At 59.0% G+C, this 15,098-nt stretch carries 12 protein-coding genes; 1 reads left to right on the forward strand and 11 read right to left on the reverse strand.

The genetic code is table 11. From position 1 onward, the window contains the following. The first annotated feature begins 159 nt into the window (after positions 1-159). A complete protein-coding gene (locus AO277_RS21445; protein ID WP_005731862.1) occupies positions 160-1,224 on the forward strand; it encodes an AI-2E family transporter in 1,065 nt (354 codons plus the stop codon). Positions 1,225-1,280: 56 nt separating this feature from the next. On the opposite strand, the gene nuoN is transcribed toward AO277_RS21445, so the two are convergent. From nuoN to nuoC, 11 genes are all read right to left on the reverse strand, one after another. Beyond that, positions 1,281-2,750 (reverse strand): NADH-quinone oxidoreductase subunit NuoN, encoded by a 1,470-nt coding sequence (gene nuoN, locus AO277_RS21450; RefSeq protein ID WP_044317667.1) that lies wholly within the window; start codon positions 2,748-2,750, stop codon positions 1,281-1,283. Between the two features lie 7 nt (positions 2,751-2,757). After that, positions 2,758-4,290 (reverse strand): NADH-quinone oxidoreductase subunit M, encoded by a 1,533-nt coding sequence (gene nuoM / locus AO277_RS21455; protein ID WP_002554022.1) that lies wholly within the window; start codon positions 4,288-4,290, stop codon positions 2,758-2,760. Positions 4,291-4,329: 39 nt separating this feature from the next. Next, the gene (gene nuoL / locus AO277_RS21460) at positions 4,330-6,183 is read right to left on the reverse strand and encodes an NADH-quinone oxidoreductase subunit L (protein WP_044317668.1); all 1,854 of its coding nucleotides are present in this window, start codon (positions 6,181-6,183) and stop codon (positions 4,330-4,332) included. Further along, positions 6,180-6,488, reverse strand: coding sequence for an NADH-quinone oxidoreductase subunit NuoK (gene nuoK, locus AO277_RS21465; protein ID WP_002554020.1), 309 nt, complete (start codon positions 6,486-6,488; stop codon positions 6,180-6,182). Before nuoK ends, nuoL begins: the two co-directional genes overlap by 4 nt. Further along, the gene (gene nuoJ / locus AO277_RS21470) at positions 6,485-6,994 is read right to left on the reverse strand and encodes an NADH-quinone oxidoreductase subunit J (RefSeq protein ID WP_004659468.1); all 510 of its coding nucleotides are present in this window, start codon (positions 6,992-6,994) and stop codon (positions 6,485-6,487) included. Before nuoJ ends, nuoK begins: the two co-directional genes overlap by 4 nt. A 10-nt stretch (positions 6,995-7,004) precedes the next feature. Further along, positions 7,005-7,553 (reverse strand): NADH-quinone oxidoreductase subunit NuoI, encoded by a 549-nt coding sequence (nuoI, locus tag AO277_RS21475; RefSeq protein ID WP_002554018.1) that lies wholly within the window; start codon positions 7,551-7,553, stop codon positions 7,005-7,007. 11 nt (positions 7,554-7,564) lie between these two features. Continuing rightward, positions 7,565-8,572 carry an NADH-quinone oxidoreductase subunit NuoH gene (nuoH, locus tag AO277_RS21480; RefSeq protein WP_044317669.1) on the reverse strand — a complete coding sequence of 336 codons (1,008 nt, stop codon included), beginning with the start codon at positions 8,570-8,572 and terminating at the stop codon, positions 7,565-7,567. After that, on the reverse strand, positions 8,569-11,286 hold the full coding sequence (nuoG, locus tag AO277_RS21485; RefSeq protein ID WP_044317670.1) for an NADH-quinone oxidoreductase subunit NuoG: 2,718 nt from the start codon (positions 11,284-11,286) through the stop codon (positions 8,569-8,571). Before nuoG ends, nuoH begins: the two co-directional genes overlap by 4 nt. Positions 11,287-11,422: 136 nt before the next feature. After that, complete coding sequence (gene nuoF / locus AO277_RS21490; RefSeq protein WP_044317671.1) at positions 11,423-12,781, reverse strand: NADH-quinone oxidoreductase subunit NuoF; 1,359 nt, start codon at positions 12,779-12,781, stop codon at positions 11,423-11,425. Next, positions 12,778-13,275 carry an NADH-quinone oxidoreductase subunit NuoE gene (nuoE, locus tag AO277_RS21495; RefSeq protein ID WP_002554014.1) on the reverse strand — a complete coding sequence of 166 codons (498 nt, stop codon included), beginning with the start codon at positions 13,273-13,275 and terminating at the stop codon, positions 12,778-12,780. The genes nuoF and nuoE overlap by 4 nt, the downstream gene beginning before the upstream one ends. A 2-nt stretch (positions 13,276-13,277) precedes the next feature. Next, positions 13,278-15,059, reverse strand: a complete 1,782-nt coding sequence (nuoC, locus tag AO277_RS21500; RefSeq protein WP_044317672.1) for an NADH-quinone oxidoreductase subunit C/D — start codon at positions 15,057-15,059, stop codon at positions 13,278-13,280. Positions 15,060-15,098 lie beyond the last annotated feature (39 nt).

A 15,098-nucleotide genomic window follows, 5' to 3' on the forward strand; every position in this document is an offset into this window, starting at 1 on the left:
CAAAACTAAGTTGGCGATTTAGCACGGAAGGGGGTCACTTTTTAGTTGGCGTTGACAATCGCGGTCATATTGCCTTCATAGAAGATGGCACTCGTACGTTCAAGTGCTGACTAAGCTGTAGACCGGGCGCGAGGCGCGGTCTACTGACATGGACAGGACATGAACGAAACCACGTTGCAATACAAAACCCTCATTATGCTATTGGTGCTGGTCACCATTGCCTTCATATGGATTCTGCTGCCGTTTTACGGCGCAGTATTCTGGGCGGTCATTCTCGGGATCATCTTTGCGCCTGTGCAGCGCAGGTTGCAGATCAAGTTCAACTGGTCACGCAACCTTACCTCCCTGTGCACCCTGACAATCTGTCTGGTGATTGCGATTCTGCCAGTGATCGTCATCAGCGCCTTGCTGGTTCAGGAGGGCACCACGCTGTACAAGAATGTCGAGACCGGGCAACTGGATATCGCCGGTTATCTCGCCGAGTTCAAGGATCTGCTGCCGCACTCGATTCAGGCACTGCTCGACCGTCTGGGCATGGGCGATCTTGAAGGATTGCGCGACAAGATCACCAAAGGGGCAATGCAGGGCAGTCAGTATCTGGCGACTCAAGCGTTCAGCTTCGGGCAGGGCACCTTCGATTTCGTGGTGAGCGTGTTCATCATGTTGTACCTGCTGTACTTCTTCCTGCGAGATGGGCAGGAGTTGGTACGCAAGATACGTACGGCCTTTCCGTTGGGCGAACAGCAGAAGCGTCGTCTGCAACTCAAGTTCACTCGAGTGGTACGTGCCACGGTCAAGGGCAACGTCGTGGTCGCGGTAACGCAAGGTGCGCTGGGCGGTTTTATCTTCTGGGCGCTGGACATCCCGAGTGCGTTGCTGTGGGCGGTGATCATGGCCTTCCTGTCGCTGTTGCCCGCTGTAGGGGCGGGGATTGTCTGGGCGCCAGTGGCTGTCTACTTCCTGCTCAGTGGCATGATCTGGCAAGGTGTAGTGCTGGGGTTGTTCGGTGTTTTCGTGATCGGTCTGGTGGATAACGTGCTGCGTCCGATCCTGGTGGGCAAGGACACGAAAATGCCGGACTACCTGATCCTGATTTCAACGCTGGGTGGTATGTCGGTCTTTGGTCTGAACGGCTTTGTGATAGGGCCTCTGGTGGCTGCGCTGTTCATCTCCAGCTGGGGTTTGTTCAGCGGTGCCAAGAAGCCGATGAAGCTGCCGGGCTAGTTTTCCAGAGACAAAAAAAACCCTGCTGAATGGCAGGGTTTTTTGTTTCTGGATGATCAGCCTGCTACATGCAGACCGGCATTGACCACCAGATCGAGCAGCGGTTGCGGGTACACACCCAGCACGAATGTCAGGATCGCGACGGCCAGCAGCATAACGCCGCCAGTGCGCTGCGCCCAGTTGATCGCTGCATCGTGGCGTGGAAGCTTGTTGTCGACCAGATACATGGTGACCATCACTCTCAGGTAATAGAACACGCCAATGGCGCTACCGATCACCAGTGCTCCGATAAGCCACCACAGTTGCGACTCGACACCGGTGGCAATGATGTAGAACTTGCCGATGAAGCCTGCGGTAAGCGGGATACCTGCCAGCGACAGCATCATCAGGGTCATGACTGCCGTCAGGTACGGACGACGCCAGAACAGCCCGCGGTATTCGAACATCGCATCGGCATCACGTCCGCTGTAAGGCGAAGACATCATGGTGATCACACCGAAGCTGCCTAGCGAGGTCAGCACGTAAGTTGCCAGATAGACACCAATCGCCTCGACCGCCATGCCTTTGCTGGCCACCAGCGCAATCATCAGGTAACCGAAGTGGGCGATGGAGGAGTAGCCCAGCAGACGCTTGAGGTTGGTCTGAGTCAGCGCCAACAGGTTGCCGACCAGGATCGACGCTACGGCGATGACTGCCAGCACGTCATGCAGTACGCCACTGCTGGCTGCCGGTGAAATCTGGAACAGACGCACCAGCACGGCAAACACTGCCACCTTGCTGGCCGTAGCCAGGAAGGCCGCTACCGGCGCAGGAGCGCCTTCGTAGACGTCCGGTGTCCACAGGTGGAAAGGCACCAGCGACAGTTTGAATGCAAGGCCCACAACCATCATGCCCAGACCCAGGCTGGCAATCGGGCTTGGCATCCCTGTCGTGGCAATGGCTTTACCAATGCCCTCGAAGCTCAGCGAGCCGGCTTCTGCGTACAGCAGCGCCATGCCGAACAGCAGGAACGCTGAACCTGCAGCCGATAGCACCATGTACTTGATGCCGCCTTCCAGCGAACGCTTGTTGAAGAAGGCATACGCCACCAGACCGTAGACCGGCACCGACAGCAGTTCCAGGCCGATGAACAGGCCCGCCAGATGCTGAGCACTGACCAGCACCAGACCACCGGCAGCTGCCAGCAGGATCAGCAGGTAAAGCTCTTCACGATTGCCTGGATAACCTGCCTTGCCGTCACCCAGATAGGCGTGTGCCATGGTCACACAGGCCAGGGTAGAGGCAAGGATGATTGCCATGTAAAGGCAGGCAAAGTTATCGATGTGCAGCAGTGGTGTCACGACCAGTGGGGCAACTTTCAGTGCCGGATAGATCGACAGCAGGGCCAGGTTGAGACCTGCTACTGAAAGCAGGAACGTTTGCGAGTGATTGCGGCGCCATGCGATCGCCAGCATCACCACTACAACGGTGAGGCTGGTGATCAGCAGTGGCGCAAGCGCAATAAAGTGTTGAATCGTCAGGTCCATAGCGCTCTTACCGGGCCGAAGCGAGTTGAGTGAAGGCAGTGCCTAGCCATTGCTGCACGCCGTGCATGGTCGCTGCCGATGTGTCGAGGAACGGCTGCGGGAAAACCCCGAGCACGACCAGCAACACCGCAAGGCCCAGCACCATGATCATTTCACGTCCGTCCATGCCCTTCAGAACCTCGTCGGACTTCGACGGGCCGAAGTAGGCGCGGTGGATCATGATCAGCGAGTAGACAGAGCCGAACACCAGGCCGGAGGTAGCGATCGCCGTGATCCATGGTGAGCTGGCGAAGCTGCCCAGCAGAATCAGGAACTCACCTACGAAGTTACCAGTGCCCGGCAGACCCAGAGAGGCGGCGGCAAAGAACAGGCTGATGGCCGGGATGTAGGCGATACGCGACCACAGGCCGCCCATCTCGCGCATGTCACGAGTATGCAGGCGCTCGTACAGCTGACCACTGAGAATGAACAGTGCCGCAGCCGACAGGCCGTGGGCGATCATCTGGATCAGTACGCCTTGCAGCGCTTGCTGGCTGCCGGAGTAGATGCCGATCAGTACAAAGCCCATGTGCGAGACGCTGGAGAACGCGATCAGGCGCTTGATATCGGTCTGGGCAAACGCCAGGAAAGCGCCGTAGAAGATACCGACCAGGCCCAGCGTCATTGCAATCGGTGCGAACTCGGCCGATGCGTTGGGGAACAGCGGAAGGGCAAAGCGCAGCAGACCGTAAGCCGCCGTCTTCAGCAGGATACCCGCCAGGTCGACGGAGCCTGCAGTCGGTGCCTGGGCATGCGCATCCGGCAGCCAGGAGTGCAACGGCACAACCGGCAGCTTCACGGCAAAGGCAATAAAGAAGCCCAGCATCAGGATATATTCGGTACCCGGTGCCAGTTTGGTCTTCAGCAGGTCGGCGTAGGCAAAGGTGATCACGCCGGTCTGATTGAAGTGCACCAGCACCAGACCCAGGATCGCCACCAGCATGATCAGGCCGCTGGCCTGAGTGAAGATGAAGAACTTGGTGGCTGCGTAGATACGGGTTTTCTTCCCATCCGAAGAACTGTGACCCCAGAGCGCGATGAGGAAATACATCGGCACCAGCATCATTTCCCAGAAGAAGAAGAACATGAACAGGTCGATGGCCAGGAACACGCCGACCACACCGCCCAGAATCCACATCAGGTTCAGGTGGAAGAAGCCTACCTTGCGCTGGATTTCCTTCCACGAGCACAGTACCGACAACACGCCGAGCAGGCCGGTCAGCAGGATCATCAGCAAAGACAGGCCATCGAGTGCCAGATGCACGTCGATGCCGAAGCGGGTGATCCACGGGTGGTGGAATTCCAGGGTCCAGGTCGGATCGGCACCCGGCACCGGCGCGTAGCCGAAGTTGCCGGTAGCCCACAGCCAGAGGCCGAGAACCAGTTCCAGGGTCATTGTCAGCAACGCAATCCAGCGCGGCAGGGTAGAGCCGAAGCGCTCACCTAGCCAGCACAGCAGGCCGCCTATGAAGGGGATCAGGATTAGCCAGGGCAGAATCATGACGGGCTCAATTCCTTTCGCAAATTCGCAAGGTTCATATCAGATCGCAACCAGAACGACGGCACCGAGTACCAGAACGGCACCCACGGCGATCGAGGCAGCATACCAACGCAACTGGCCGGTCTCGGTGCGGCTCATGGTGTCATGACCGCCTTTGACCAGACGTGGGATCAAGCCGATGGTGCGGTCGAACGGATCACTACGCAGTACATGGCTGATTGCCAGATACGGCTTGACGAACAGCTTGTCGTAGATCCAGTCGAAGCCCCATGCCGCGAACCACCAGGCCGAGAGGAAACGGCCCGGAGCGCTGTTGGCGATAGCCGTCGCCAGGCGGCGCTTGCCGAGAAACAGCAGCGCTGCCAGCAGGATACCGGCCAGGGCGATGGCGCCAGAGGCGATTTCCAGACTGTGTTTGGCTTCGCCACCGGCATGGCCGACGCTCTGCGGTAGAACACCTGCCAGTGGCGGGGTGATCAGCGCGCCAATGAACGTCGACAGCACGATCAGTACCGACAGCGGCAACCAGTGAGCAATACCGTGACCTGCGTGTGCTTCGGTCTTGGCTTCACCGTGGAACGCGATGAAGATCAGACGGAAGGTGTACAGCGACGTCATGAACGCGCCCACCAGACCGGCATACAACAGGCCATTGTTACCGCTGGCGAATGCTTCCCAGAGAATTTCATCCTTCGAGTAGAAGCCTGCCGTCAACAGCGGCAGGGCAGCCAGTGCTGCACCGCCGACGATGAAGCTGGCGTAGGCCAATGGCAGTTTCTTCCACAGGCCGCCCATCTTGAAGATGTTCTGCTCGTGATGGCACGCAACGATCACCGCACCGGAAGCAAGGAACAGCAGCGCCTTGAAGAAGGCGTGTGTCATCAGGTGGAAAATCGCGCCTTCCCATGCGCCTACGCCCAATGCCAGGAACATGTAGCCGATCTGGCTCATGGTCGAGTAGGCGAGGATACGCTTGATGTCGGTCTGTACCAGCGCTGCGAAACCCGCCAGAACCAGCGTGACGCCGCCGACAATGCCTACCAGATGCAGTATGTCCGGTGCCAGTGCGAACAGGCCGTGAGTCCGCGCAATCAGGTAGACGCCCGCGGTAACCATGGTTGCTGCGTGAATCAGTGCCGAAACCGGTGTAGGACCGGCCATCGCATCTGCCAGCCAGGTTTGCAGTGGCAGTTGTGCCGATTTACCGACAGCACCGCCCAGCAGCATCAACGTTGCCAGCACGATCCAGAAATCGCCGACTTTGAAGTGCTCCGGTGCCTTGACCAGCAACTCCTGCACATTGAGCGTACCCAATTGCTGAAACAGGATGAACAGGCCGATGGCCATGAACACGTCGCCGATACGCGTAACGATAAATGCCTTGAGTGCTGCGTTGCCGTTGTTACGGTTGCTGTAATAGAAACCGATCAACAGGTAGCTGCACAGGCCCACACCTTCCCAACCGAAGTAGAGGAACAGCAGGTTGTCGCCCAGAACAAGGAACAACATGCTGGCAATGAACAGGTTGGTGTAGGAGAAGAAGCGCGAGTAGCCCGCTTCACCGCGCATGTACCAGGACGCAAACAGGTGAATCAGGAAACCGACGCCAACCACTACGCCCAGCATCGTGACGGACAGACCGTCCAGATACAGCGCGAAGTTGGGTTGCAAGCCATCAACGTCCATCCAGCGCCACAGCACCTGGGTGTAGTGACCACCTTCCGGTGGTGCAACGTTGAACTGCCAGATGACCCAGGCCGTGACAATGGCTGACAGGCCGATAGAGCCGACGCCAATCAGCGCCGCGAGGTTTTCCGAGATGCGTCCGCGAGAGAACGACAGCAACAGAAAGCCGATGAGGGGGAATACGAAAGTCAGAAAGAGAAGATTCATCCGCGCATCTCGCTGGCAGCATCGATATCGAGAGTGTGGAAGCGGCGATACAGTTGCATAAGGATCGCCAGGCCGATACTGGCCTCGGCTGCCGCAAGGCTGATCACCAGGATGAACATGACCTGCCCATCCGGTTGCGCCCAACGACTGCCGGCAACTACGAACGCCAGTGCAGAGGCGTTCATCATGATTTCCAGACTCATCAAAACGAAGAGAATGTTACGGCGCACCATCAGGCCGACCAGACCCAGGCAGAACAGGACCCCGGCGACCGCCAGACCGTGCTCAAGAGGGATAGCATTCATTGGCTTGGCTCCTTGGCCTCGTTGCGGCCCAGATGGAATGCCGTGACGGCTGCAGCAAGCAGCAGCATCGAGGCGAGTTCCACCACCAGCAGATAAGGCCCGAACAGGCTGATGCCGACCGCCTTGGCGTCGACTGTGGTGTGACCGATTGCAGCGCCGGTTGGATTGGCGAACAGTACGTACAGTAACTCGGCCAGCAACAGCGTGCCGAGAATCACCGGACCAATCCAGATGCCGGGTTTGAGCCATGCACGCTCTTGCTGAACCGAGGCTGGGCCGAGGTTCAGCATCATCACCACAAACACGAACAGGACCATGATCGCGCCCGCATAGGCAATGACTTCCAACACACCGGCAAACGGCGCACCGAGGCTGAAAAAAGTCATGGCCACAGCGATCAGCGAGATGATCAGGTAGAGCAGGGCATGCACCGGATTCGTGTTGGTGATCACCCGCAGGGTGGACACAACAGCGATACCGGATGCGAAGTAGAAAGCGAATTCCATCTTTACTTCCTTAAGGCAGCAAGCTCTTGACGTTGATCGGCTCGGCTTCATTCTGTGCGGAGCCCTTGGGCTTGCCGCCGATGGCCATACCGGCAACGCGATAGAAGTTGTAGTCAGGGTTCTTGCCGGGACCGGAGATCAGCAGATCTTCCTTCTCGTACACCAGATCCTGACGCTTGAAGTCGGCCATCTCGAAGTCCGGTGTAAGCTGGATTGCGGTAGTCGGACACGCTTCTTCACACAGGCCGCAGAAAATGCAGCGCGAGAAGTTGATGCGGAAAAAGTCCGGGTACCAGCGTCCGTCCTCTGTCTCGGCCTTCTGCAGCGAAATACAGCCGACCGGGCATGCCACTGCACACAGGTTGCAGGCTACGCAGCGCTCTTCGCCGTCGGGATCGCGGGTCAGAACGATGCGGCCACGGTAGCGGGGCGGCAGATATACCTGTTCTTCGGGGTATTGCAGGGTGTCGCGTTTGCGGAAGCCGTGGCCGAAGACCATGACCAGGCTGCGCAACTGGGTACCTGTACCCTTAACGATGTCACCAATATATTTGAACATGGGTCAAATCCTCACTGAACCGAGCCTGCCGGTGTGTTCAACAACACAATCGCAGCAGTCACCAGCAAATTGATCAGGGTCAGCGGCAGACAGAACTTCCAGCTGAAATCCATGACCTGGTCATAACGCGGGCGCGGGATGGAAGCGCGCAGCAGAATGAACAGCATGATGAAGAACGCGGTTTTAAAGGCGAACCAGAAGAATGCCAGCGATGGCAGAATGTCGAACGGGCCGTGCCAGCCACCGAAGAACAGCGTGACCAGCAGCGCCGAGATCAAGATGATCCCGATGTATTCGCCCACGAAGAACATGCCCCATTTCATGCCGGCATATTCAATGTGGTAGCCGTCAGCCAGTTCCTGCTCGGCTTCCGGTTGGTCGAACGGGTGGCGGTGAGTCACCGCAACACCCGCGATGAAGAACGTACAAAAGCCGAAGAACTGCGGAATGATGAACCACAGGTTCTGCGCCTGATATTCAACGATGTCGCGCATATTGAACGAACCGACCTGAACCACGATGCCCATCAGCGCAAGGCCCATGAACACTTCGTAGGATACGGTTTGTGCCGAAGCACGCAGGCTGCCTAGCAGGGCGAACTTGTTATTACTCGACCAGCTGGCGAACAGCACCGCATACACCGACAGACCCGCCATGGCGAAGAAGAACAGCAGACCGATGTTCAGGTCCGCCACACCCCATGTAGGGGTAATCGGGATGACTGCAAAGGCAATCAACAAGGCGCTCATTGCAACAACGGGGGCCAGGGTGAAAATCACCTTGTCGGCGAACGGCGGATTCCAGTCTTCCTTGAAGAACATTTTCAGCATGTCGGCTGCAATCTGGAACATGCCGAACGGGCCTACTCGGTTCGGACCATAACGGTCTTGCCACCAACCCAGCAAACGACGTTCCACAAAGCTCAGCAGCGCACCGCAGACCACCACGGCCAGTAGCACGACAATGGCTTTGACGGCCGCAATGATTGCGTCGATCACATCAGGGGTAAACCAGGTCATTGCGCTGCCTCCTGCAGACCGTCAACTGACTTGCCGAAGATCGCTGGCGGAATGCCTGGCAGCCCGGACGGCAATGCCACAAGGCCCGCGCCCAGTTCTTCGCTGATGCGCAACGGCAAGGTCAGCAGTTCACCGCCAACGCTCAAGGAGAGCAGGGCACCATCGTTGACACCCAGGCGATCGGCTTCGGATTTGGCCAGCGCTACATAAGCCTGCGGGATACGTTCCTGAACCGGAGCGGCCAGAGACGATGTTTCATCGCTGCCGAACAGGTGAAAGAACGGCACGACTTTCCAGGTGCCGCGCTCTGGAGAGAACGCGCGTGGAACGCTGGAGAACCATGACAGACCGTCGCCCTGGCTTTCGATCAGGCGTGTGCCCGGATCGCCAGCGCGCAAGTGGCCACCGACTTCGTCCTGGAATTTGTTCCAGGCCTGCGGCGAGTTCCAACCCGGAGACCAGGCGAACGGCACTTGCTGACGAGGTTCGGCGGAACCTGAATAACCTTCCATGGAGAAGGAGAACGCTGTATCGATGTCTTGCGAGGTGCGCGGCTCATGCACGCTGATGTTGGCGCGCATCGCCGTGCGACCACTGTAGCGCAGTGGTTCACGAGCCAGTTTAAGGCCCTTGATCCGGAACGAGGCAGACGGCGCAGCGTTGACGATACCCGCCAGTTGCGGGGTGCTGCTGGCGCAGGCTTCGGTGACGTGATCGAGTTGCGTCCAGTCGACCGGCTTGTTCAGCAAGGTGGCGCGCAGGGCATGCAACCAGCGCCAGCCTTCGTGAACCAGAATGCTGGCATCCAGGTAGGTCGGATCGAACACCTGGAAGAAGCGCTGGGCGCGGCCTTCCTGGCTGACCAGCGTGCCGTCGCCTTCCGCGAAGCTGGCAGCTGGCAGGACCAGATGCGCACGATCACTGGTCGGGGTTTTCTGGTGGTCGGCGAGGATCACGACTTTCGCAGCGCTCAGCGCAGCGTCGACGATTTTGGCGTCTACACGGCGATACAGATCGTTTTCCAGTACCACGATGGCGTCGGCCTGACCGGAAATCACTGCTTGCAGGGCGGCATCGACAGAATCGCCACCAAACATCGCCAGACCCATGCTGTTGGCTTCCGGCACGATCAGGCTGATGGAGCCTTGCTTGTCACGCAGCTTCAAGGCCTTGGCAATGTTTGCCGCCGCCTCGATCAGCGCTGTCGAACCCAGCGAGCTGCCGGAAATGATCAGCGGTCGTTTGGCAGCCAGCAGCGCATCGGCAATGCGTTGCGCCAGTTCCAGCGCCTCGCTGTCCAGACCATCGACGGCAGGTGCGCTGGCGTCCAGTGCATGGGCAACGGCGAAACCGATGCGAGCCAGGTCGTCAGGTGCAGCGTGCACGCATTCTTCTGCGATATCGTCGAGACGAGTCTCGGCGAGGCTGGCAATGAACAGCGGGTTAAGTTCGTGCTGGCCAATGTTCTTCACGGCAGCGTCGAGCCACGGCTGGACTTTCATCGCTGCAGCCATGTCTTCGGCCTTGCCCTTGACGGCCTGACGCAGGCCCAGGGCCATACGTGCAGCTGTCTGGGTCAGGTCTTCGCCGAGCACGAAAATGGCATCGTGATCTTCGATGTCACGCAGGGTCGGGATCGGCAGCGGACTGTCGTTCAGGACCTTGAGGATCAGCCTGATACGCTCCAGCTCACCGGCTTCGATACCGCTGTAGAAATGCTCGGCTCCGACCAGTTCACGCAGTGCGTAGTTGCTTTCGAGGCTGGCGCGAGGAGAGCCGATACCGACGATGTTACGGCCGCGCAGCAGGTCCGCTGCCTTGTCCAGTGCTTCGTCAAGGCTCAGTTTGACCTGGCCTTCAGCGAGCAGTGGCTGACGTGGACGGTCTGTGCGGTTGACGTAGCCGTAGCCGAAACGGCCGCGGTCGCAGAGAAAGTACTGGTTGACCGAGCCGTTGTAGCGGTTTTCGATACGGCGCAATTCACCGTAACGCTCACCCGGGCTGATGTTGCAGCCGCTGGAGCAACCGTGGCAGATGCTTGGCGAGAACTGCATGTCCCACTTGCGGTTGTAGCGCTCGGAGTGGGTCTTGTCGGTGAACACACCGGTCGGGCAGACCTCGGTGAGGTTGCCGGAGAACTCGCTTTCCAGTGTGCCGTCTTCAACGCGACCGAAGTAAACATTGTCGTGAGCGCCGTAAACGCCCAGGTCAGTGCCGCCTGCGTAGTCTTTATAGAAACGTACGCACCGATAACAGGCGATGCAACGGTTCATCTCATGCGCGATGAACGGCCCCAGCTCCTGATTCTGGTGAGTACGTTTAGTGAAGCGATAACGGCGCTCGTTGTGGCCGGTCATCACGGTCATGTCCTGCAGGTGACAGTGACCGCCTTCTTCACAGACCGGGCAGTCGTGCGGGTGGTTGGTCATCAGCCATTCGACAACACTGGCCCGGAAGGCCTTGGACTCTTCATCTTCGATTGAGATCCAGGTGTTGTCGGTGGCTGGCGTCATGCAGGACATGACGATACGACCGCGTGTGTCGTTCTCGTCGGTGTACTGCTTGACCGCGCACTGGCGACAGGCGCCAACGCTGCCAAGGGCAGGGTGCCAGCAGAAATAAGGGATATCGAGGCCCAGCGACAGACATGCCTGTAACAGGTTGTCTGCACCATCGACTTCGAGCGCTTTGCCGTCTACGTGAATAGTAGCCATGGTTCAAAGGTCTTCGTTGGCCCGTTGTCAGCGGGCGTGGCTAATGGAATCTCGGTAGTACCCGTATCGTTCAGCCCGGAGGGCGTCAGCAGGTACGAGGACGGCAGCCCGAACAGCCGCCGACCGTTGTGTCTTGTTATGCGCCGACCACTGTCGGACTTTTGCCCGGAACGAGCGTGGCTGCGCTGGCTGGCGAGATACCGGCTTCGAACTCTGAGCGGAAATACTTGATCGCACTGCCCAAGGGTTCAACGGCGCCCGGTGCATGGGCACAGAAGGTCTTGCCAGGGCCGAGGAAATTGACCAGACCCAGCAGGGTTTCGATATCACCCGGCTGACCCTGACCGTTCTCGATGGCGCGAAGCATTTTCACGCTCCATGGCAAACCGTCGCGGCATGGCGTGCAGAAGCCGCAGGACTCCTGAGCGAAAAACTCTTCCATGTTGCGCAGCAGCGAGACCATGTTGACCGAATCGTCGACCGCCATCGCCAGACCCGTACCCATCCGGGTGCCGACCTTGGCGATACCGCCTGCATACATCTGGGCGTCCAGATGCTCAGGCAGCAGGAACCCCGTACCGGCGCCTCCGGGTTGCCAGCACTTGAGCTTGAACCCATCGCGCATGCCGCCGGCGTAGTCTTCGAACAGTTCGCGAGCCTGTACGCCAAATGGCAGCTCCCACAAACCCGGGTTTTTAACCTTGCCGGAGAAGCCCATCAGTTTGGTGCCGTGGTCCTCACTGCCTTCGCGGGCCAGCGACTTGTACCAGTCGTTGCCGTTGTTGACGATGGCGGGCACGTTGCACAGGGTTTCGACGTTGTTTACGCAGGTCGGCTTGCCCCAGACGCCTACAGCAGCAGGGAAGGGCGGCTTGGAACGCGGGTTGGCGCGGCGGCCTTCCAGCGAGTTGATCAGCGCGGTTTCTTCACCACAGATGTAACGGCCGGCTCCGGTGTGTACGAACAGTTCAAAGTCGAAGCCGGTGCCGAGGATGTTCTTGCCCAGCAGGCCGGCAGCCTTCGCTTCGGCCACGGCGCGGTTCAAGTGCTTGGCGGCCGTTACGTATTCACCACGCAGGAAGATGTAGCCACGATAGGCTTTCAACGCACGGGCACTGATCAGCATGCCCTCGACCAGCAGATGGGGCAGTTGCTCCATCAGCATGCGGTCTTTCCAGGTGTTGGGTTCCATCTCATCCGCATTGCACAGCAGATAGCGGATGTTCATGGATTCGTCTTTGGGCATCAGGCCCCATTTGACGCCGGTAGGGAAGCCCGCACCGCCGCGGCCTTTGAGGCCCGAGTCCTTGACCGACTGGACGATATCGTCAGGCGACTGTTGCGTCAGCGCCTTGCGCGCTGCTGCATAACCGTCTTTGGCCTGGTACTCGTCGAGCCAGACCGGTTCGCCGTCGTCGCGCAGACGCCAGGTCAGCGGATGGGTTTCTGCCGTGCGCGCAATGCGGTTGGCAGGGCCGAAGGAAGTGATGGTCATAGGTAACCCTCCAGCATCTTGGCAACGCCAGCAGGCTGTACATCGCCGAAAGTGTCGTCGTCGACCATCACGGCCGGCGCCTTGTCACAGTTGCCGAGGCAGCAGACCGGCAGCAAGGTGAAGCGACCGTCAGCGGTGGTCTGACCCAGGCCGATGCCCAGTGAGCTCTTGATCTCGTCGACCACGTTTTCGTGGCCGCCGATGAAGCAGACCATGCTGTTGCAGACGCGAATGATGTGACGTCCGACCGGCTGGCGGAAGATCTGGCTGTAAAAGGTTGCAACACCTTCGACGTCGCTGGCGGGGATGCCGAGCAAATCGCCGATTGCGTAGATGGCACCATCGGGCACCCATCCACGCTCTTTCTGAACGATCTTCAGGGCCTCGATGGACGCCGCACGTGGGTCTTCGTAGTGATGCATCTCGTGCTCGATGGCCGAGCGCTCGGTTTCGCTCAGGGCGAAACGGTCAGTCTGAATTAGCGGGCTATTCATGCTTAGCGGTCCACGTCGGCCATAACGAAGTCGATACTACCCAGGTACGCGATCAAGTCCGCGACCATGCTGCCTTTGATCACCGAAGGGATCTGCTGCAGGTGCGGGTAACTCGGGGTGCGGATCCGGGTACGGTAGCTCATGGTGCCGCCGTCGCTCGTCAGGTAATAGCTGTTGATACCCTTGGTCGCTTCGATCATCTGGAAGGACTCGTTGGCCGGCATGACCGGGCCCCACGAAACCTGCAGGAAGTGCGTGATCAGGGTTTCGATGTGCTGCAGGGTGCGCTCTTTCGGTGGCGGCGTGGTCAGCGGATGATCCGCCTTGTACGGGCCTTCCGGCATGTTGCGCATACACTGATCGATGATCTTGATGCTCTGGCGCATCTCTTCTACGCGGACCGAGCAGCGGTCGTAAGCGTCGCCGTTCGCGGCCAGCGGTACTTCAAACTCGAAGTTCTCGTAGCCGGAGTAAGGGCGTGCCTTGCGCAAGTCGAAATCGCAGCCTGTGGAGCGCAGGCCTGCACCGGTGACGCCCCATTCCAGGGCCTCTTTGGTGTTGTACGCGGCAACGCCCACGGTACGACCCTTGAGGATGCTGTTCTGCAGGGCAGCCTTGGTGTATTCGTCGAGGCGCTTGGGCAGCCAGTCGACGAAGTCCTTGACCAGTTTCTCCCAGCCACGAGGCAGGTCGTGGGCAACCCCGCCGATGCGATACCAGGCCGGATGCAGACGGAAACCGGTAATGGCTTCGATCACGGTGTAGGCTTTCTGGCGGTCGGTGAACGTAAAGAACACCGGCGTCATGGCACCCACGTCCTGGATGTAGGTACCCAGGAACAGCAGGTGGCTGGTGATACGGAAGAACTCGGCCATCATGATGCGGATGACGTCGACCTTTTCCGGCACCTTGATGCCTGCCAGTTTTTCGACCGAGAGTACGTAAGGCAGGTTGTTCATCACCCCGCCGAGATAATCGATGCGGTCGGTGTACGGGATGAAGCTGTGCCAGGACTGACGCTCGGCCATCTTCTCTGCACCACGATGGTGGTAGCCGATGTCCGGAACGCAGTCGACGATTTCTTCGCCATCCAGCTGCAGAATGATACGGAACGCACCGTGAGCGGAAGGGTGGTTCGGCCCGAGGTTGAGGAACATGTAGTCCTCGTTCGCGCCAGAACGTTTCATCCCCCAGTCTTCCGGACGGAAACGTGCGGCTTCCTCTTCCAGTTGCTGTTTGGCGAGTGTCAGGCTGTAGGGGTCAAATTCCGTCGCGCGGGCAGGGAAGTCCTTGCGCAGCGGGTGACCTTCCCAGGTTGGCGGCATCATGATGCGGCTTAGATGCGGGTGTCCCGGAAAGTCGATTCCGAACATGTCCCAGACTTCGCGCTCATACCAGTTGGCATTTGGCCAGATACTGGTGATGGTTGGCACACTCAGGTCGCTTTCAGACAGCGCTACCTTGATCATCACGTCGCTGTTTCGCTCGATCGACAGCAGGTGATAGAACACGGTGAAATCTGCACCGGGCAGGCCGCGACGGTTGGTACGCAGACGCTCGTCCACGCCATGCAGGTCATAGAGCATGGAGTAGGGTTTGGGAACGTTGCGCAGGAACGTCAGAATTTCAAACAGCCGGGCGCGCTCGACCCACAGCACCGGCATGCCGGTGCGGGTTGGCTGGGCAGTGAACGCCTCGGCGCCAAAACGGTTGTTCAGTTCAACGACGACGTCTTGGTCGTCAGCCTTGTAAGGCGGGATGTACAGAGCGTTGTCTGCAGTCATAGGTCTCAATCACTTCGGTCAACGTACAGAATCAACCCC

Source organism: Pseudomonas amygdali (genome assembly GCF_002699855.1).
GTDB classification, from domain to species: Bacteria; Pseudomonadota; Gammaproteobacteria; order Pseudomonadales; family Pseudomonadaceae; genus Aquipseudomonas; species Aquipseudomonas amygdali.